The 17,617-nt window shown below is 62.2% G+C and carries 16 protein-coding genes and 1 tRNA gene; 9 read left to right on the plus strand and 8 right to left on the minus strand.

The window, feature by feature from the left end; translation table 11 throughout:
* Window positions 1-40: 40 nt before the first annotated feature.
* From V8P86_RS04390 to V8P86_RS04410, 5 genes are read right to left on the minus strand one after another with little or no spacing between them, the layout of a single operon-like run.
* Window positions 41-616 (minus strand): response regulator, encoded by a 576-nt coding sequence (locus tag V8P86_RS04390; protein WP_336326022.1) that lies wholly within the window; start codon window positions 614-616, stop codon window positions 41-43.
* Window positions 613-1,662 carry a PAS domain S-box protein gene (locus V8P86_RS04395; protein WP_336326023.1) on the minus strand — a complete coding sequence of 350 codons (1,050 nt, stop codon included), beginning with the start codon at window positions 1,660-1,662 and terminating at the stop codon, window positions 613-615. Before V8P86_RS04395 ends, V8P86_RS04390 begins: the two co-directional genes overlap by 4 nt.
* 54 nt (window positions 1,663-1,716) lie before the next feature.
* Window positions 1,717-2,460, minus strand: a complete 744-nt coding sequence (locus V8P86_RS04400) for a metallophosphoesterase (protein ID WP_336326024.1) — start codon at window positions 2,458-2,460, stop codon at window positions 1,717-1,719.
* The gene (locus tag V8P86_RS04405; protein ID WP_336326025.1) at window positions 2,461-4,143 is read right to left on the minus strand and encodes a hypothetical protein; all 1,683 of its coding nucleotides are present in this window, start codon (window positions 4,141-4,143) and stop codon (window positions 2,461-2,463) included. It lies immediately after the preceding gene.
* Window positions 4,140-5,417 (minus strand): Single-stranded DNA binding protein, encoded by a 1,278-nt coding sequence (locus tag V8P86_RS04410; RefSeq protein ID WP_336326026.1) that lies wholly within the window; start codon window positions 5,415-5,417, stop codon window positions 4,140-4,142. The genes V8P86_RS04405 and V8P86_RS04410 overlap by 4 nt, the downstream gene beginning before the upstream one ends.
* Before the next feature lie 100 nt (window positions 5,418-5,517).
* Between V8P86_RS04410 and V8P86_RS04415 the strand changes: the two genes are divergently transcribed.
* From V8P86_RS04415 to glmS, 6 genes are all read left to right on the plus strand, one after another.
* Entirely contained in the window at window positions 5,518-6,528 is a 1,011-nt protein-coding gene (locus V8P86_RS04415) for a DUF2249 domain-containing protein (RefSeq protein WP_336326027.1), read from the plus strand.
* A gap of 76 nt (window positions 6,529-6,604) precedes the next feature.
* Complete coding sequence (locus V8P86_RS04420; RefSeq protein ID WP_336326028.1) at window positions 6,605-7,420, plus strand: hypothetical protein; 816 nt, start codon at window positions 6,605-6,607, stop codon at window positions 7,418-7,420.
* Between the two features lie 54 nt (window positions 7,421-7,474).
* The gene (locus V8P86_RS04425) at window positions 7,475-8,257 is read left to right on the plus strand and encodes an MOSC domain-containing protein (RefSeq protein WP_336326029.1); all 783 of its coding nucleotides are present in this window, start codon (window positions 7,475-7,477) and stop codon (window positions 8,255-8,257) included.
* Window positions 8,258-8,323: 66 nt separating this feature from the next.
* Window positions 8,324-9,394: a phosphotransferase family protein gene (locus tag V8P86_RS04430; RefSeq protein WP_336326030.1), complete on the plus strand. Its 1,071-nt coding sequence runs from the start codon at window positions 8,324-8,326 to the stop codon at window positions 9,392-9,394.
* Between the two features lie 126 nt (window positions 9,395-9,520).
* Window positions 9,521-10,714, plus strand: a complete 1,194-nt coding sequence (glmU, locus tag V8P86_RS04435) for a bifunctional sugar-1-phosphate nucleotidylyltransferase/acetyltransferase (RefSeq protein ID WP_336326031.1) — start codon at window positions 9,521-9,523, stop codon at window positions 10,712-10,714.
* Window positions 10,714-12,540, plus strand: coding sequence for a glutamine--fructose-6-phosphate transaminase (isomerizing) (gene glmS, locus V8P86_RS04440; protein WP_336326032.1), 1,827 nt, complete (start codon window positions 10,714-10,716; stop codon window positions 12,538-12,540). Before glmU ends, glmS begins: the two co-directional genes overlap by 1 nt.
* Before the next feature lie 6 nt (window positions 12,541-12,546).
* Here the strand turns inward: glmS and V8P86_RS04445 are convergent, their stop codons facing one another.
* Window positions 12,547-12,837, minus strand: a complete 291-nt coding sequence (locus V8P86_RS04445; protein ID WP_336326033.1) for a 50S ribosomal protein L21e — start codon at window positions 12,835-12,837, stop codon at window positions 12,547-12,549.
* A 426-nt stretch (window positions 12,838-13,263) separates the two neighbouring features.
* Between V8P86_RS04445 and V8P86_RS04450 the strand changes: the two genes are divergently transcribed.
* The 3 genes from V8P86_RS04450 (at window position 13,264) to V8P86_RS04460 (ending at window position 15,141) form a co-directional block, all read left to right on the plus strand.
* Window positions 13,264-13,335, plus strand: a tRNA-Ala gene (locus tag V8P86_RS04450).
* 263 nt (window positions 13,336-13,598) lie between these two features.
* Complete coding sequence (locus V8P86_RS04455; protein ID WP_336326034.1) at window positions 13,599-13,760, plus strand: hypothetical protein; 162 nt, start codon at window positions 13,599-13,601, stop codon at window positions 13,758-13,760.
* Window positions 13,761-14,235: 475 nt separating this feature from the next.
* Window positions 14,236-15,141 (plus strand): EamA family transporter, encoded by a 906-nt coding sequence (locus V8P86_RS04460; protein WP_336326297.1) that lies wholly within the window; start codon window positions 14,236-14,238, stop codon window positions 15,139-15,141.
* 394 nt (window positions 15,142-15,535) lie between these two features.
* Here V8P86_RS04460 and V8P86_RS04465 read toward each other — a convergent pair whose 3' ends face one another.
* Together V8P86_RS04465 and V8P86_RS04470 are read right to left on the minus strand one after the other, a co-directional pair.
* The gene (locus tag V8P86_RS04465) at window positions 15,536-15,754 is read right to left on the minus strand and encodes a pro-sigmaK processing inhibitor BofA family protein (protein WP_336326035.1); all 219 of its coding nucleotides are present in this window, start codon (window positions 15,752-15,754) and stop codon (window positions 15,536-15,538) included.
* Window positions 15,755-16,225: 471 nt separating this feature from the next.
* The gene (locus V8P86_RS04470; RefSeq protein WP_336326036.1) at window positions 16,226-17,596 is read right to left on the minus strand and encodes a cytochrome P450; all 1,371 of its coding nucleotides are present in this window, start codon (window positions 17,594-17,596) and stop codon (window positions 16,226-16,228) included.
* Window positions 17,597-17,617 lie beyond the last annotated feature (21 nt).

Below are 17,617 nucleotides of genomic sequence, written 5' to 3' on the forward strand. Positions count from 1 at the left end.
TCCCAATCGGCAAAATACTATGGCCTCGCCGGATCCGGAGCTACTGTTTCGAGTCGATCATCTCGAAGACGTCGTCGAGTTGCTCGCGCTCCATCTCGTCGACCAACTCGTGGGTCTGTTCGCGGAGTCGGTCGCGTTTGTCGACGAGGGCGGCGTACTCGTCGTGATGAGAGAGCCGCGAGTCGGTCATCTCGTCTTCGAGGGTAGCGATCTTCTGGGTGACGCGGTAGAGTTCGTTTAGCCGCTGGTCGTACGTCCCCATGTCGACGAGACGGCCAACGATCTCGCTGAGATCAGACTCGTCGATCGGTTTCGAGATGTAGTGATCGAAGGACATATCGACGATATCGAACTCCGGCGCGACGGCGGTGACCATCGCCACGCGGCAGTCGTAGCCCTCCTCGCGGATCTGTTCGAGCACCTCGTCACCGGACAGATCCGGCATGTGTCGGTCGAGCAGGACGACATCCACCTCGTCGGTGATCTGGTCGAGCGCCTCGCGGCCGCCGGTGGCCGTGATGACCTCGAATCCGTCGCCCAGCCAGATATCGAAGGCTTGGACGACACGTTCCTCGTCGTCGACGGCGAGCACGAGCGGGCGGTCGTCCCCCGTCATGTCTCGACCTCGAACCGTGCACCGCCGCCCGTGCTGTCGGTCGCCCGCACCTCCCAGCCGTGCGCTTCTGCGATTTCTGCGACGATACTCAGCCCGAATCCGGTGCCGTCTTCGTTGGTCGTGTAGCCGTACGTGAACAGTTCCTCGGTGTCGGCATCGTCGAAGCCAGGGCCATCGTCGGCGACGTAGAAGCCCGCGGCGTCCGCGAGCGGTCCCACCTCGACCGTGACTTCCTCGGAGCCGTGTTCGATCGCGTTACGGAACAGGTTCGCAAACAGCGCCTCCAGCCGTTCGGAATCCGCCGAGACGGTCTGCAGCGACCCACGCAGGTCCAGCGTCGCGCTATCGACACCGGCGGTCGACCACGCGCGTTCGCTAACCGACGCCACCGACACTGGTTCTGTCTCCCCGACGGCCTGGCCCTGTTTGGCCAGCGAGAGCACATCCTCGATCAGTGCCTCCATCCGGTCGTGAATCTCCTCCAGTTCTTCCAGCGCCTCCTCGTCACCTGCTCTGGCGACCGCTGTCGTCGCCTTGGCCGCCTGGAGCGGATCACGGAGGTCGTGGGAGACGAGACTCGCGAACTGTTCGAGTCGTTCGTTCTGGCGTTCGAGTTCGCGCTGTTTTTCGACACGCTCGGAGATATCCCGCATGATTCCCGAGAAAATTCGTTTTCCCTCGTAGGTATGTTCCTCGAAGGTAATCGACAGCGTCAGTTCGTGGCCCTCTTTGTGGACGGCTGGGAGACGGATATTGTTCCAGTCGAGTTGTCGTTCCCCCGTGTCGAGATACTGATCGACCGCCTCGAAGTGTTGGGCGTGAAACCGGTCGGGCATGATCACCGTCAACTGTTCGCCGACGAGTTCGTCGGGTTCGTAGCCGAACACCCGCTCGACCGCCTGATTCGCGTACAGGATCGTGCTGTCTTTGTCGATCGAAACGATCGCGTCGGAGCCGTTCTCGACCAGCGAGCGGAAAAAATCGGTATCTCGAACGAGCGAGTCGAGTTCCGGGACTGACCCACCCATCTCTTCGGACGATGCCATCTTCTGTACACATACTTCGGCCATCTGTATCAGCCTTATGGGCTGCTACCGGGTTCAGACCGCCCGGAACGGCCCGAGACGGGTACCGTTCAGGAGATACGCTTCCCCGTCGGCGAGACCGTCGGGCAGAAACGGCGAGAGAAACTCCTGGCCCTCGACGTTGATCCACGTCCCGCCGGAGCGGTCGTTGAAGACAGGAAACACGACCAGTTCGCCGTCGATTTCGGCCTCGGGGACGGCGTCGGCGAAGGCCTCTGGGGCGAGTCGGCCTCGCAGCCAGACGTGTTCCATCCGACTGCCGCCGACACTGTCTTCCAGCCTGACGACGGGGTGTTCGTGGCCCTGACAGACGATATCGGCTTCGAGTACCTCGCGATCCGGCCAGGTGTGGCCGTGGACGAATCCCACCGAACCGATCCGGACTCCCTGCGGGTCGGTGACCGTGACGTGGTCGTACTCCTCGGCGAACGCGTCGATCTGGCCGTCGTGGTTGCCCTTGACGAGCGTGATCGGAACCGCGACGGCGTCGAACAGCGCGGCCAGTTCCTCGCGTTCGCTCTCCCAGGGGTCGCCAACGGCGTGGATCAGGTCGCCGAGAATAACGAGACGGTCGGCGTCGGTCTCAGCGAGCAGACCGAGGAGGCGTTCGCGGCGTGTCCCGGCTTGTGAATCGAGTTCGACCCCCTCTACGCGGAGCACGCTCTCGATACCGGCGTGGTAATCCGCGATTACCAGCATCGTCTCTCCGTCAGTTCGGGCGACGGCGGCCCGCTCGTCGGGGATCGGTTCGACGGACATTCAGATCGGTTTGAGGTGCTCGTCGTCGGGCTCGTAACACTGGCCTTCCATCAGCGCCGACTGGATCGCGTCTTCGACTGTCTCGCTGTCGAGCCCGTAGCGCTCGCCCATCTCCGCGACGAGTTCCTCCCGAGCCGCACCGTCACCGTCGTCGAGTTCGCCCATGAGGTCGACGACGGCCTGCTGTGGATCGTCGACTGTCTCGGTGTCGCCGCCTCCAGTCTCTTCCTCGTCCGCTTCGTCCACAGGGGATTCCACCTCCCCTGGCTCTTCCGGTTCGTCGTCAACAGGCTCCGGCTCGTCCGGTTCGGGCTCAGCGTCGGCAGACTCCTCGATCGGTTCGGATTCGTCGCCCACTGGCCGTTCGTCCGGCGCGTCTTCGACTGGCTCGGCGTCGGCCGGTTCGTCCTCGGGGCCGTCGACATCCGCCGGATCTGGTGTGTCGATATCCGCGCTGCCGGGCTCGTCGACTTCCGTGCCGGACTGGAACTCGGTCCCGTACTCCTCCTCGATTTCCTCGCGGGTCTCCTCTTCGAGTTCGAACTCCTCGGGCTCGAAATCACCGAGTTCATCGGATTCGGCCGCGGAACTGTCAGCCTCGGGCTCAGCAGCACTGTCCTCACTCGCCGGTGGCTCCTCGGTCATCTCCGTCGCCGGCTCTGCCGTGTCTGACTCTGTCGGTTCCTCGGTCGCAGGTTCCTCGGCGCTAGCAGTCGTGGATTCGGCTGATTCTGTCGCTGGCTCTGCGTCCGTCCCGTCACCGGACGGGCTGGCGTCAGATTCGGTCGACACCTCCTCGCTCGACGTTGTCTCCCCGTCATCGACGGACGCTGTCGCAGTCGCTGACTCGTCCGTCTCTGCGGTCGGCTGCTCGTCGTCAGTGGATGTCGTCGTCTCGGGTTGCTCGTCGTCAGCGGACGCCGTCGTCTCGGGTTGTTCGTCTGCCTCGGGGAGCGTGAAGCTCGCGGCCAGGTCGGCGACGGTCACGTCACCGGCGGCGTCCGGGGCGGTTCCGAACTCCTCGACTTCGTCGGCCTCGCCGGCGACGACGCGAGCGGCGTCGAGTGACAGGTCACGGAGCGCATCGAGATACGTCGGCGTCGTCCCGTAGTGATCGAGTGCCAGTTCGACCCCGTGAGCCAGCCCGCCGTCCGCGCCGCGACGGCGGAGGTCGGCACGTACGTCCTCACTCTCGGTCGCCAGTGCGGTCGTCATCCACCGAATCCGGTCGATGGTCTGCTCGGCGGTCTGGACCGTCCAGCGGTCGCGGGTCTCGTCGTCGACTTCGCTGATCGACTCCGGCCGAACAGACGTGAAGACCTGGTCGGAGTCGTCCGGCTGGAAGGTTCGAGCTTTGCCGGTGACAGCGACGAACGTCGGCGGCTGAATCTGTTCGAGAAAGGCCTGTTCGTCGGGCTGGTACTGGCCGGCGTAGAGGACGAACGCGCCCGTCGGATCGACAACGCGGGCGCGAAGTACGTCCTCGCTGACCTGCTCGATCTCGGTCAGGACGCCGACGATAAACAGCCGGTTCGCCCGTGCACCGGTTGGCGTGATGACGTAGTTCGGCGCTCGCTCCTCGTCGCTCTCGGAGTAGTCGTAATCGGCGGCCTCGAACTCCGCGGCGAAGATGCGGTACGCGACCTCGCGCTGGCCCGCGCCGCTGCCCTCGGACTCGCTCATGACTGGACCTCCGAGAGCAGACGGCTCGCGCGCTCGGCCGGATCGTCGGCGTGTTCGACGAACTCCGCGGCTTCGAGATTCGCCCCGAAGTCATCGACCGTCAGGGAGCCACGAACGCGATACTCGCGGCCGACAACCTCGCTCGCGATTTCCTCCGCGACGACCTCCCGGTCCATCGCGTCGCGAGCGTGGTCTTTGGCTTCTTCGAGTCCGCCGCCGTAGATCTCTGCCGTCAGTTCCTCGTCGAGGACGACGGTGACGGTCCCGGTGCCGTCGTCGAGGATGGCCTTCGTTCGCAGGTCATCCTCGCCGTCGACCGCGCCGTGACTCCGGCACTCGCCGTTCTGCGTGACGCGCCCACACTCCGGACAGCGCTCGATCAGACCAGAGCCATCCCGGATCGCGACGATGTTGCCGACGAGTTCGACATCATACAGGCCGCCGTGGTTGATCGCCTCGTGGATCGAGTGTCGCGGCGCGCGCTCAGAGATTTCGACATCTCGGCCCAGCGTCGTGACCGTCGAGAACTCCGAGATATTCACGGACGGAACGCCACGGAACTCCCGGATAAAGGAGTCCTCGATGCGGACGCTCGCACCCGCCTCGATTTCGGCTCGTGGCTCCCAGTCGGTGAAGGGAAGTTTGCCGGTCTCGTCGGCGAGTTCGCCGCTCAGAATCTCCGTCTCGCCGTCGCGGCCGTCGATGGTCTTTGTCTCGCAGTCGAGGATCTGGACCTCGACGTTGATCCCGCGGTCGCCCGGTGTCAGTTCGGCAAGTGTCGCGTCGCCGCCGACATCGTAGGGGACCTCCAGCGTCGAGTCCTCGCGGTCGACAGTCGTCGACTCGCCGAGGTTCAGTTCGGGCCTGTCGTCCCACTCCCGAACTCCGGCGTTGCCAACCGTTAGCGTCTCGCCGGCTTCGAGGTCGAAATCCTCCCACGAGGTGTAAGAGATCTTCCCAGTCTCGTCGGCGACTTCGCCCTCGAAGATGACGCTCTCTTCGCCGTTGTACTGGATCGAGCGCTTGCCGACCGAGAGCACGCGCACCGTCACGGAGACGTTGCTGTCGCTCGTCTCGATCTCGTCGACGGTTTTCGTCGCGACAGCATCGCTGCCGCCACCATCCGAGCCGTCACCGTACTTACGACGAAGACTCTGTTTCGCTTCCTCGACCGGCACGCTGTAAGACAGCAAGTTGTCGAGATCGTCCTGGACCTCCTCTTTGTCAACACCGAGGTCGGAGGCGAGTTCCTCGGCATGGTCTTCGAGTTCCATATCCCCCGGTTCGGCCCCCACTCCTAAAATCATTCGTCTATGCTGAACCCCGAATATGATCGGGAGCAGGGTTTCCCCATCGGACCGACTGCATCGAGATATGAGCCCGCAACTGGACCTCCGCGAAGACGAAGTTGGCGCGTACTACGAACGACTGGTCGACAGCCTCGATGAGTCGAGTGAGCTGACGATTCTCGCCGCGGCCGATCCAACGATCAGCCTCAAACGCTATGAGATCGAGCACCGACGAGCGCTCGACTGGACCGTCGATCGCGCCGGCGAGAACGACTGGCGCGTCACCGTCGAGGTGGGCAGCGAGATGGACGAGGACCGACTTCCCGACTTCGACGTACGCTCGATTCCGCCACAGCGCCGCCATTCAGTACTGACAGGCACCTTCGACGCGCTGGATCCCGGCGACGGGTTCGTGCTGGTCAACGATCACGACCCCAAGCCGCTGTATCACGAACTTCGCTCGCTGTACGGCGAGGTCATCGACTGGGAGTACGCTAGCCGCGGCGGCGACGAGGGCTGGCGCGTCGAAGTCACGAAAACCGCCGCCGGCAAGGAGACAGACAGCGACGTACACACGAAATTCGACGTGCGCGAGATTCCCAAGCCGGAACGGCACTCCACCATCCATCACCGCTACGGGATGATTCCCGAAGGCGAAGTCATGGAGATTGTCGCTCCCCACGAACCCCGGCCGCTGAAAGGGGAGTTCGACGAGCAGTACGGCGACTCCTTCAGTTGGGATGTCGTCGAGAAAGAAGCAAACAAGTGCCGCGTCCAGATCACGAAAGGCGGCGAGAGCGAGGAAGAGAGCGTCGACCTCGAAGTCACGCGGGAGTTGGACGTGCGCGAGTTACCACCGGCACAGCGCCACGAACAGATTTTCGAGGCCTACGACGACCTCGACAGCGAAACCGGGTTCGTGCTGGTCAACGACCACGACCCCAAGCCGCTGTATCACCAGTTCGAGGCCGAGGCCGGACCGGAGTTCCACTGGGAATACAAAAAGGAAGAGCCTGGCGAGTTCAAGGTACTGATCGGCAAGACCGACGCTGACTCCGACGACGTCCCCGAACAAGGCCAGCAAGCACCGTTCTGAGGTTTTTGGACCGTCTTTCGAGGGGTCCGATCCCTTCGATATGTTTTACTTTTGGAACTGAATAGTACCGGACACGATGGATCAGTGTCCCCACTGCGGTTCTTCGATCACAGACGGGCCGAAATGCCCGAACTGTGGCCAATCGCTCGACGCCCTCCCGGAGTATCAGTCCGAACCGACAGGTCACGGAGCCGCCTCGCCGGCCCAGACAGACGGCCTTCCCGGCCCGGGAGAGCCTCTGGAACCCGAACAGCCCGAAGCCGAGGGCACACCAGACGGGGACGCCGCGGAGGCTACCGAGCAACCTGACGGGCCGATTGGCGGGCGACTCAGTCGCCGGGCACTGCTCGGTGGTGCGGGTGCGTCGGTCGCACTGCTCGGCGTCGGCGGCGCAGGGTGGATGTATCTGCAAGACGGTGGCGCAGGCGATGCCGTCATCAGATCCTACTTCGACGCGATGACCACCGAAAACTGGTCCCGGGCGGAAGACCTGTACCACGACGATTCACCGACCATCTCCCGAATCGAGGAGAGTCAGGAGATTGCCGATTACGAGGGATATCTCGAATCACGGGAGGTACTCGAGACGTGGAAGAATATCGACCCCGAAATCGACGGGATTCAGGAGTTCTATCACGCGACAGAGGTCACCGAAGAGTCGATCGAGGATCTGCGGATCCAACTTGATACTGACGCGGTGAAGATGGTCGACGAGGTCCGCTCGGCGATTGCATTTCTCGCAGTCGAAGTAGGAACTCTCAACGAGGAACAGAAGAGCGCAAAAGAGTACTACAAAGACGGAACGCAGAACAGACCACTGACCTGTAACCTCGTGCTGGTCGACGGCGATTGGTCGCTCTGGACGGTCCGAGGGCTGGGGCGGTTCGGATAGAGCGCGACGTCTCTCCGACGGATTTTTTTACAACTGTAGTCGGATATAGCAGTAATGGCTGCAATCGAAGAGATTTGTGCCTATCCAGTCAAGGGACTCGACGGAATTCGCCTCGACGAAGCAGAGATCACCGACGGCGGCACCCTCGCCTACGACCGGGAGTTCGCCCTGTTCGAGGACGGTGGGATCATCAACGCCAAAGACAGCGACAAGTTTCACGATCTCTCGACGACGTTCGATCCCGAGGGGAGGACGCTGTCGGTGACAGTCCCGGACGGCGAAACGTTGTCCTTTACGCTCGCGGAGGACACCGATCAGCGGCGCGCCGAGGACTGGTTCAGCGAGTATTTCGGGATGGATCTCAGACTCCGCCGCAACACCGAACTCGGCTACGTCGACCGACGGAAAATGGGACCGTCGGTCATCAGCACCGCGACGCTCGAAACGGTCGCCTCGTGGTTCGAGGACCTGACTGTCGAGGGTGCGCGCCGCCGCCTCCGCGCGAACGTCGAAGTCTCAGGGGTCGAACCCTTCTGGGAAGACCGCTTCGTCGGCGAAGATGTCCCGGCGTTCGAGGCCGACGGCATCACTTTCGAGGGCATGACACCGTGTGCGCGGTGTGTCGTTCCACAACGCGACCCGGACACCGGCGAACCGATCGAGCGATTTCGCCAGCAGTTCATCGAGAAGCGCCGCGAGACCTTCCCCGAGTTTGCCGACGACGACGCATTCGATCATTTCTATACACTGATGATTATCAGCCGAATTCCCGAACGTGATCGGAACGGTTCCCTCGCTGTGGCCGATTCTGTTAGCGTAATTGAAAACACCTCGTAACGTTGTAAACTTTCGCGCGGAGTTTACCCGCAGTTTTTCGTACCGGGGCCTCGATAGGGGTAGACGATGACAACAGAGGAGACAGATTACTTCGACCGATTGGTCGACGTCGACGCGCTGGGCGAGTTCCTCAGGGCGGAACTCGGCTCCGTAGAGGAGTACGACGTCTATCGCCACGAAGAGGGACACTCGAACGAGACGCTGTTCGTCGATTGGGGGGACAGAGAACTCGTCATCCGGCGGCCGCCGCCGGGCGAGACTGCCGATACCGCCCACGACGTGCTGCGGGAGTACAAGGTCATCGACGCGCTGCAGGACACCGACGTGCCCGTGCCGCCGACGGTCGCTGCGACGGACGATCACAGCATCATCGGCAGTGATTTCTACGTCATGGACCGGCTCCGCGGCGAAGTCCTGCGGGATTCCGAGCCGGAGAGCTTCGCGAACGAGAATGCCCGCCGACGAGTCGGCACCGAACTCGTCGATACGCTCGCCTCGATTCACGAACTCGATTACGAGTCGGTCGGTCTCGGCGAGTTCGGCCGTCCCGAGGGGTACACGCAGCGACAGGTCGACCGCTGGGGCAAACAGCTATCCTGGGCCTTCGAGGTGACCGCCGAGGAACGGGAGGTGCCCGTTCTCAAGGAGGTCGGCGACTGGCTGCAGGAGAACTGCCCCGACGAGCACCCGCACACGCTCGTTCACGGAGATTTCAAGCTCGACAACGTGATGTTCGACGGCGAAGCGCCGGTCGAACTGATCGCTGTCTTCGACTGGGAGATGGCGACGCTGGGCGATCCGCGGGCTGATCTGGGCTGGATGCTCTCCTACTGGCGCGAGGACAAAGACCAGACGACCAACCGTGAAGAGTTCGTCAGCACCTTCATGACCCACCCGGACTACTCCACCCGCGAGGAACTGGTCGAACGCTGGGAAGAGCAGACCGGCTACGAGTTCGAACACGAGCGGTTCTACCGGGCGCTGGCAGTGTACAAACTCGCCGGCCTCGGAGAGATGTTCTTCCGCCGGTATCTCGAAGGCAACTCCGACGACCCGATGTATCCACGCATGGAACAGCAGGTGCCCGAACTCGCGGACCGAGCCCTCCGGATCATCGAAGGCGAAGAACCACTCTGAGCGAGCGAACGGGCACCTGTATCGATTAAACCCTGCTGAATTTCGAATAATACGAGCATATTCACCTTGGGTTACGATATTGTCGGGGCCCAAAGGTACAAACCGGAAGCCATCTCATCATATCATATGCACACCCGGACAGCAGTGGTCCTCGCGGCTGGGGAAGGAACGCGGTTGCGGCCGTTGACGCAGAACCGGCCGAAACCGATGCTCCCAGCAGCGAACCGTCCGATTCTCGAACACGTTCTCGACGCGCTCGTCGAAGCAGGAATCAAGCAGATCGTGCTGGTCGTCGGCCATCGCCGCGAGCGCGTCCAGAGCTACGTCGGCCCGAGTTACCGCGACGTGCCCGTCGAGTACGTCATCCAGGGTAAGCAACTCGGCAGCGGTCACGCGCTGTTGCAGGCAGCCGAGACGGTTTCGGAGCCCCTTCTGGTCGTCAACGGCGACCGACTCATCGAATCGGCAGCCGTCGAAGCCGTCGGAACAGCCTTCGCTGGCTCCGAACGACCGGCCGCGATGGCGGTGATCGAACGCGACCACGTCAGTCGCTACGGTGTCGTCTCGCTGGACGGTGAGGAGGTGACTGAACTGATCGAAAAGCCGGACTCCGAAGGACACGGCATGATCAACGCTGGGATCTACGCCTTCGAGCAGTCGATTTTCGACGAAATCGACGCCACACCGAGACAGTCGGGCGAACTCGCGTTGACAGATACGATCGGGAGACTCGTCGACCGGCGCGCAGTGACCGGCGTCCCCATCGAAGGAATGTGGGTCGACGCGACCTATCCATGGGATCTGCTCTCGGTCGCTCGCGAAGTGCTTGACCGCGGTCGGACGAGCGAACCGGAATTGGATCACGGCGTCTGGATCGACGACCAAGTCGGGATTCACGACGATGCGACGCTGCAACCGCCGGTTGTCGTCGGGCCGGACTGTGAAATCGCGGCGGGGGCTGTCGTCGGCCCGAACGTCGCTCTCTCGCGAAACGTCACCGTCGAACCGAACGCGACGGTCGAGCGCGCGGTCGTCGACGAGGACAGTCGAATCGGCCACGGCTCGACTGTCATCGACACCGTCGTCGGACAGGACACGGACATCGGTGCTGGGACGGTCATCCCCGGCGGCCCGAGTGACGTTCGGGTCGGCAACCAGATTCACGAAGAGCAGGCGCTCGGGGCCGTCCTCGCCGACCGAGTCGAGGTCGGCGGCGGCGTCTCCTTCGAGCCAGGCACGCTCGTTGGAACTGAAGCGAAGATTGGGCCAGGCGCGTACGTCCACGGCCACGTTCCCATCGACGCGGAGGTGCTCCGCTGATGTGTGGGATCATCGGCTGTGTCGGCCGCGACGGTGACACGCTGGAAACGCTCGTGCACGGTCTCGAGAACCTGGAGTACCGCGGCTACGATTCCGCCGGTGTCGCGCTCGGCGGGAAAGGACTGGGCGTCCGCAAGACCAGCGGCAAGATCGAACAGCTCCGAAACACCCTCGACCACGAGCCGCTGTCCGGCACTATCGGCATCGGCCACACCCGTTGGAGCACCCACGGCCCGCCGACGGACGAAAATGCGCACCCGCATCAGGACTGTACGGGTGACGTTGCTGTCGTCCACAACGGCATCATCGAGAACTACCAGACGCTTCGCGACGACCTGACCGAAGCGGGACACACCTTCACCAGCGACACCGACACCGAGGTCGTCCCGCATCTGATCGAAGACGCGCTGGGACGTGGCGCAGAGCCAGAAGAAGCCGTCCGGACGGCAATCGACCAGCTCGAAGGGAGTTACGCCATCGCCGCGGTCATCGACGGCACCGACGCGCTGTTTGCAGCCCGAAACGACTCCCCGCTCGTGATCGGCGTCGGCCTCGATCAGGACGGCAGCGAAGGCGCCAGTGTCACCGACGGCCCGTACTTCATCGCGAGCGACGTGCCCGCGTTCCGCGAGTACACCGCTCGCGTGATCTATCTGGAAGACGGCGAGTTCGCCCGACTCGACGGCGGATTGACAGTCACCGACGCCGACGGGGCGGAAGTCGAGAAAGCTGTCGAGACCATCGAGTGGGACGCCGAGGAGACCGGCAAGAGTGGTTACGACCACTACATGCTCAAGGAGATCAACGAACAACCCCGCGCGCTCCGGCAGTGTCTCCGCGGCCGAGTCGACGAACTCGGAAGCGCGGTCGATATCGAGGGCGTCGGCGATCTCTCGCCGACGGGGATCCAGTTCGTCGCCTGCGGAACCTCCTATCACGCTGCGCTGTACGGCGCTCGGCTCTTCGATCAGGCCGGGATTCCCGCACAGGCACATCTCGCCAGCGAGTACGCCACCTCACCGCCACCGATCGGCGGCGACCTCGTGGTGGGAATCACCCAGAGCGGCGAGACCGCAGACACGCTCTCGGCGCTGCGGGAGGCGAAGAGTCGCGGCGCGGAGACCCTCGCAGTGACGAACACTGTCGGCTCAACAGCCACGCGGGAGTGCGATCACGCGCTGTACATCCGCTCCGGTCCGGAGATCGGCGTCGCGGCGACGAAAACCTTCGCCGGCCAACTCGCTGCGCTCAATCTGTTCGCACTCGCAACCGCGGAGGGGAGTCAGACCCGCAGTGACGTGATCCCGGCACTACGTGATCTGCCAGGGGATATCCAGAGCGTGCTCGACAACTCGACCGCGGCGGAGATTGCCGGCGAGTACGCCGACGCCGAATCGTTCTTCTTCATCGGCCGCCGCTACCAGTATCCCGTCGCCCTCGAAGGTGCGCTGAAGCTCAAGGAGATCAGCTACGAACACGCCGAGGGCTTCGCGGCCGGCGAACTCAAACACGGCCCGCTCGCGCTCGTAACCGAAAATACGCCCGTCTTCGCGCTCGTGGTCGGCGACGGGGAAATTGCTCGCAAGACTGTTGGCAACATCAAGGAAGTCGAAGCGCGGGACGCCCCCGTCGTTGCGGTGACTGACGGCCAGAGCGACGCGGAGTTGTACGCGGACCACGTCCTCGAAATTCCGGAGACCCATCCGCGGGCAGCGGCGCTGTTGACGAACGTCCAGCTACAGTTGGTGGCCTACCACGTGGCGAACAATCTCGGCCGGCCCATCGACAAGCCGCGAAATCTCGCAAAAAGCGTGACCGTCGAATAGAGACGCTTACTCCTGGGTCGTCAGGTGGGCGGGCTTCGTGATGACGATTTTCTCGACGTCGCCGTCGGTGATTTCGACCTTGTAGGCCTGGCCCTGCTCGCCGATGACGGTCCCGACTTCGCCGTTGAAGCGAGGGTGGAAGCGACCTTCCTGCACGCTGGGGTCCAGCGAGAGGTGGACGGAGTCACCTGCCTCGAACTCTTCGACGGCCTGCTGTGGCGGGGATGTGCCCTGATCCCGCGGATCGTTCTGAAGTTTGTGCCGCGTGCCCTGCTGTGGTCCATTCGAGTTTGGCATTCGTAGGACCTTCTAATCCAGTCGGCGTTATAAAACGTGCGTTCCGTCCCTGGCAGAGCGGGTGGTGTTTCGTCGAGTGATACGCGTTTGAAGAACCAGAAATCCCCCGACCGCTTGACCGCCCGGGACTCGCTGCGGTCCAGTGGGTCCTTGCTTCGTCCGGGACGGATCAAGCGGTCGGCCCCTTTCAGTCCCACCCTGTAGCTTGTGACACAGGCCATCGCGGGTGGGACTGAAAGGGGCGGCAGGCTACGCTCCCGCGACTCGCTGCGCGCGCTTCGCGTGCTTGCGTCGTCGAGGTTCGCGTAGCCAGCCGGGGCTTTCTGATTGGTTCGACCCGAGATGAACCCGAATCGTGTTAACAGGAACACTACCGCAGACCGTTCCGATGGGTTTAAGCAAAGCCGCCGGAAATTCAGGGATGGAGGGCTCGTAGATCAGTGGTAGATCATCCCCCTGGCACGGGGAAGGCCTCGGGTTCAAATCCCGACGAGTCCACTCCCTCACTTCGTTCGGTCATTTCCTCGTCGACCCTCGCAAACGCACAGCGTTTGCTCGGTCCCGACGAGTCCGGCTGAGTTTTACGAAGGAGCGAGACTGGACGAGTCGAGCGTGAGCGAAGCGAACGCGTGGATTTGAAGCGGTTATGAAGTGGCGAATTACCACACGCCGCTGCTCAAACGCTTTGCCAAGATCAACACTGACGCGATCCACTCGGTCACTCCGGCTACGACGTTCACAAGGAACTCCGCGGGCCGACGATGATCACCGAATTCGTATGCAAGACCGAGGTAAAGACAGCAGAAGTGTACGAGGACATGATCGAGGACGAAGGTAACACGCTGAAATACGAACTCACCGGCGTGCCGGATACGTCGGTCACCTACGACCCGGACGATATGGCGCCGTGGTCGTGGGAGTAAAGCCTGGTTTCGTTCCACAGCGCTCCAACCACAACCTCAATTGTCCGGTCTCCGTTCTCGCCTCGATCACCGCGAGCACCCCACCTGAAGCACCAAGCCTGCTTGATCTCTCCTAAGGAGTCATAGAAAAGTTTGCACACCTATCTTTTGAGGTCCTGAATCGATCAGTACAGGGCTTACAACAGCCTGTTGGGGCCACCAATATAGAGGAGAACTGGAATAGAAATCACACTACGATAATTGCCACTCCCGACAGTTGAAAGCTCAAGCGAAATATTCCCACAAGCCACGGTAGTGGTATAATGACAAACCCAGCAGACGCTCCGAGAAAGACACTTGGAAGAAGGACTTTCGATTTCAGGTAACTAACCGCTCCAACGACAGCGAGCCCGGCAGCGTCGTTCAACTCGACACAAGAGCCAAGTACCACCCATGAATCCTACGCACCATGGTCGCCTTCGGTCTGGACCCGTGGATGCTGGCGCTCGTCGCAGCGGGCGGGTTCGCCTGCTACACGGTTATCGTCGAATACGGGATGGCCTGGACGCGGGGCGATGGCTCCCCCGTCCTCGCAGCCGCCTTCTACAGCACGCTCGTCGTCGTCGCAGGCTTCTGGGCGCTGGCGGCGCTCCGCGGAATTCCTGCGGCGGCGACCGACCCCGCACAGATTTGGCCCTTCGTCGTCGCCGGGACGGCCTACCCCGCGCTCTTTCGCTTCCTCTACTACGAGGGCATTGACCGCGTTGGCGCGAGCGTCACGGCGGCAATCATGGGCGCGTACCCGGTGGTCTCAGTACTGCTCGCAGTCGCCGTGCTGGGCGACGCCCTCGGCCTCGTCGCAGCGGCGGGCGTCGGCCTTGTGGTCGGGGGGGTCGTCCTTCTGCAGTTCACTCAGGATACGGACGAGAGCGATATCGAGGACGTTGTCACTGCGAAACTCGCCGGCGCCAGGCCGCTGGATCTCCTCTACCCCGCAGGCGCGACGCTGCTGACGGGCAGCGCGTTCGTCCTCATCGACTATGGCCTCGCTGACTTCCCCGACCCTGTGGTGGCGACGGCCATCACGCAGACCCCTGCGCTCGTCATCTTCGCAGGGTGGGCAGGCGCGGTCGGCGTTCATACGGGTAAACTCCGGCTCAGCTGGCCCGTCTTGGGCACGTTCGCCGTCGCCGGGGCGTTCAACTTTGTCGGGTGGCTGGGCAACTTCTACGCGCTCCAGTTGGGCGACATCGTGACCGTCGTCCCGCTCATCAACACGATGCCGCTGCTCATCATGGCCATCACCTACGGCGCGGAGCGCCAACTCCCGCGCTCCAGGCGCCTCCTCGTTGCGGTCGCAGCCATCGTCGCCGGCGCGACGCTCGTCCAGATTGGCGGGTGAACTCATCCGGCGCTGTTGGAGCACACATTAAATGGGTGTGATTACTTTTGTCGAGTTCGATACCGCGCTTCACACGGTAGATGATGTAGCAGGGTGTTATAGAACAGTTCGCAAGGTGGGTTGATTTCAGGACTGCTGGTAGTGAACCGCCTGCTCAGTGTGGTCTCTGTACTGGAGCTGTCTGGAACAATATCCTGAATCTGCTACAAGTGGCATGCAAGACTTAGAAGTTGAATACAGCAAAGGGATAGTCTGGAGTACTCGGGAGTCACCTGTGGCGACGTGACATCTACCCGCATCGAATGACTGCTCCCAAGATGGGACGCGAGCACCTGACAGAGGGCATCGAAGTACGATGTCCCTCAGCGCGTGAGTAGCCGCATTCGCGGCGGTCTCACACGAAGACCGCAAGGACTGCGGGAACCACCGTGGCCACGAAGGCGATATTGAGGACTGCGAGCAGTATCACCAAGATCGCCCCGGGAACTCCGAGAATTGCACACACCAAGAGCGTGACGAGCGATATCTGTACACCGAGGCCGAGGACGTTCGCGATGAACAGGATGACGAGGCCGACGATCGCATTGACGGCGAGGGCTACTAAGGAAACCATGTAGTAATCAACGGACTTGGACTGTGAATGACTGCTGCATGGTGTACCATACCATTCAGCATTGAGACTGTTGAAATCACAGAGGTGAGGCGCGAGATACGCGCGTTCAATTTTCCACGGCGTTCAGAAATCGTAGGGAGGTTGTCAGCACTCCCGGCGATCAGTTCGCACAGCTACTAAGCGGCGTTTTCAGCTCGTTCGACGATGAAATAATGTCTTTCAGAATATTTCTGTTACCTTCCTCCTTAGAGACCGGTGTGACTAGATTGACAACTAAACAGTGTTATTTGTGAAATACAACGTTTTTATTGAGTACGGAGTAGCACTGAGAACGATGCCGACACAGACAGACCTGATCCAAGAGTGAACCGCACTCACTTCGCTCGGCGGATGCTCTTCACCTGAAGCAGTCGCGCCAGCCGTTTTTGCCGATGATTTCCAACAATTTGTTGTGAACGATTGTCGCAATACCTACTCCCGTGGCTCGGCACGCATTCTGATCGAGTCAAGCGGACGGGTCGTGATACTCACTGAGAGGTCGATATTCGGATCGGAGAGCAGCGTGAGGTGATACTGCCGGGCAAGCGTCGCGAGGATGAGTTTCGCCTCGACGAGCGCGAACTGCTGACCGATACACCGCCGGGGGCCGCCGCCGAACGGGAAGTACGCGAACTTCGGTCGCTCGTCGTCGCCGGCGAATCGCTCGGGACGGAACGCCAGCGGGTCGTCCCAGAAACGCTCGTCGCGGTGAATCGTCCACTGCATCGGTGCGACCGTCGCGCCCGCCGGAAGCGTATACCCCCCGAGTTCGAGTCGTTCAGTCGTCTCCCGCGGAATCGAAGGGACCGGTGGGTACAGGCGCATCGCCTCGCGAATCACCTGCTCGGTGCACTCCAATTCCGGAAGGTCGTCGAAGGTGGCGTACTCGCCGTCGAGAACCTCCGCAGCCTCCTCGGCAATCCGCTGCTGGCTGTCGGGATGCTGGCCGAGCAAGAGCCAGGTAAACGTCAGCGCCGTCGCGGTCGTTTCGTGACCCGCGAACAGAAACGTCATCATCTCGTCGCGCAGCAAGGTATCCGACATCGTATCACCGTCCTCGTCGGTCCCCGTCAACAACATGGAGAGCAGGTCGTCACGTCCTCCGACACCGTCGCTTCTGCGCTGGCTCACGAGTTCCTCGATCAGTTCCTCCATCTCGTCGATGCCCTGCTTGTACCGTCGCCACATCGGAATCGGGACCCACTTCGGCACCATACGTGCGACGGGTTGTTTGGCCGGTTGCCCTGGCTCTTGCAGTGCGCGGACAGTCTCGCGGACCCCTCGGTCCTCGTAGTCGAGTTCCGACCCGAACATCGACTTGACGAGAATGCGCAGGGTGAGCCCCTTCATCTCGTTTTCGACGTTCAGCGTCGGGCGCCCGCGCCACTCCGCCGCCGCGGACTGGACTTCGGCGGTCATCGTGTCGGCGTAGTCGGCGATCCGATCCATGTAAAACGCCGGTTGGATGCGCTCGCGCTGTCGTTTCCAGAGATCCCCCTCGCTGAGGACCAGCCCTTGCCCGAGCAGGTCGCCGAGATCCTCCTGACTCAGACTCGCTTTGCGAAACCGCTCGCGGTCCTCGACCAGAATTCGCTCGGCGAGGGCAGGATGGTTGACCTGGTAGAAGTCGCCGATCCCGAGAATCTGGAGACGAACCACGTCACCGTGTTCGGCGGCGTTCTCGTAGAGACCGCCCTGCTCACGGACGAGCTGGTGTGTATTGCCGATCACAGGGAGTCCGTCGTGTGTCGGCGGTTCTGTCCGGTGTGTCGGTACCGTCACAGTCTCATCGTGGTTAGCCATGGTCGTCACTCCGTGAATGTG

The sequence above is a fragment of the Halovenus anhuiensis genome (genome assembly GCF_037080055.1).
Lineage (GTDB): Archaea > Halobacteriota > Halobacteria > Halobacteriales > Haloarculaceae > Halovenus.

Bases quoted from the DNA above. Each gene is read 5' to 3' on its own strand.
- V8P86_RS04390 (WP_336326022.1), bottom strand. From the start codon at position 616: ATGACGGGGGACGACCGCCCGCTCGTGCTCGCCGTCGACGACGAGGAA.
- V8P86_RS04395 (WP_336326023.1), bottom strand. From the start codon at position 1,662: ATGGCATCGTCCGAAGAGATGGGTGGGTCAGTCCCGGAACTCGACTCG.
- V8P86_RS04400 (WP_336326024.1), bottom strand. From the start codon at position 2,460: ATGTCCGTCGAACCGATCCCCGACGAGCGGGCCGCCGTCGCCCGAACT.
- V8P86_RS04405 (WP_336326025.1), bottom strand. From the start codon at position 4,143: ATGAGCGAGTCCGAGGGCAGCGGCGCGGGCCAGCGCGAGGTCGCGTAC.
- V8P86_RS04410 (WP_336326026.1), bottom strand. From the start codon at position 5,417: ATGGAACTCGAAGACCATGCCGAGGAACTCGCCTCCGACCTCGGTGTT.
- V8P86_RS04415 (WP_336326027.1), top strand. From the start codon at position 5,518: ATGAGCCCGCAACTGGACCTCCGCGAAGACGAAGTTGGCGCGTACTAC.
- V8P86_RS04420 (WP_336326028.1), top strand. From the start codon at position 6,605: ATGGATCAGTGTCCCCACTGCGGTTCTTCGATCACAGACGGGCCGAAA.
- V8P86_RS04425 (WP_336326029.1), top strand. From the start codon at position 7,475: ATGGCTGCAATCGAAGAGATTTGTGCCTATCCAGTCAAGGGACTCGAC.
- V8P86_RS04430 (WP_336326030.1), top strand. From the start codon at position 8,324: ATGACAACAGAGGAGACAGATTACTTCGACCGATTGGTCGACGTCGAC.
- glmU (WP_336326031.1), top strand. From the start codon at position 9,521: ATGCACACCCGGACAGCAGTGGTCCTCGCGGCTGGGGAAGGAACGCGG.
- glmS (WP_336326032.1), top strand. From the start codon at position 10,714: ATGTGTGGGATCATCGGCTGTGTCGGCCGCGACGGTGACACGCTGGAA.
- V8P86_RS04445 (WP_336326033.1), bottom strand. From the start codon at position 12,837: ATGCCAAACTCGAATGGACCACAGCAGGGCACGCGGCACAAACTTCAG.
- V8P86_RS04455 (WP_336326034.1), top strand. From the start codon at position 13,599: ATGATCACCGAATTCGTATGCAAGACCGAGGTAAAGACAGCAGAAGTG.
- V8P86_RS04460 (WP_336326297.1), top strand. From the start codon at position 14,236: ATGCTGGCGCTCGTCGCAGCGGGCGGGTTCGCCTGCTACACGGTTATC.
- V8P86_RS04465 (WP_336326035.1), bottom strand. From the start codon at position 15,754: ATGGTTTCCTTAGTAGCCCTCGCCGTCAATGCGATCGTCGGCCTCGTC.
- V8P86_RS04470 (WP_336326036.1), bottom strand. From the start codon at position 17,596: ATGGCTAACCACGATGAGACTGTGACGGTACCGACACACCGGACAGAA.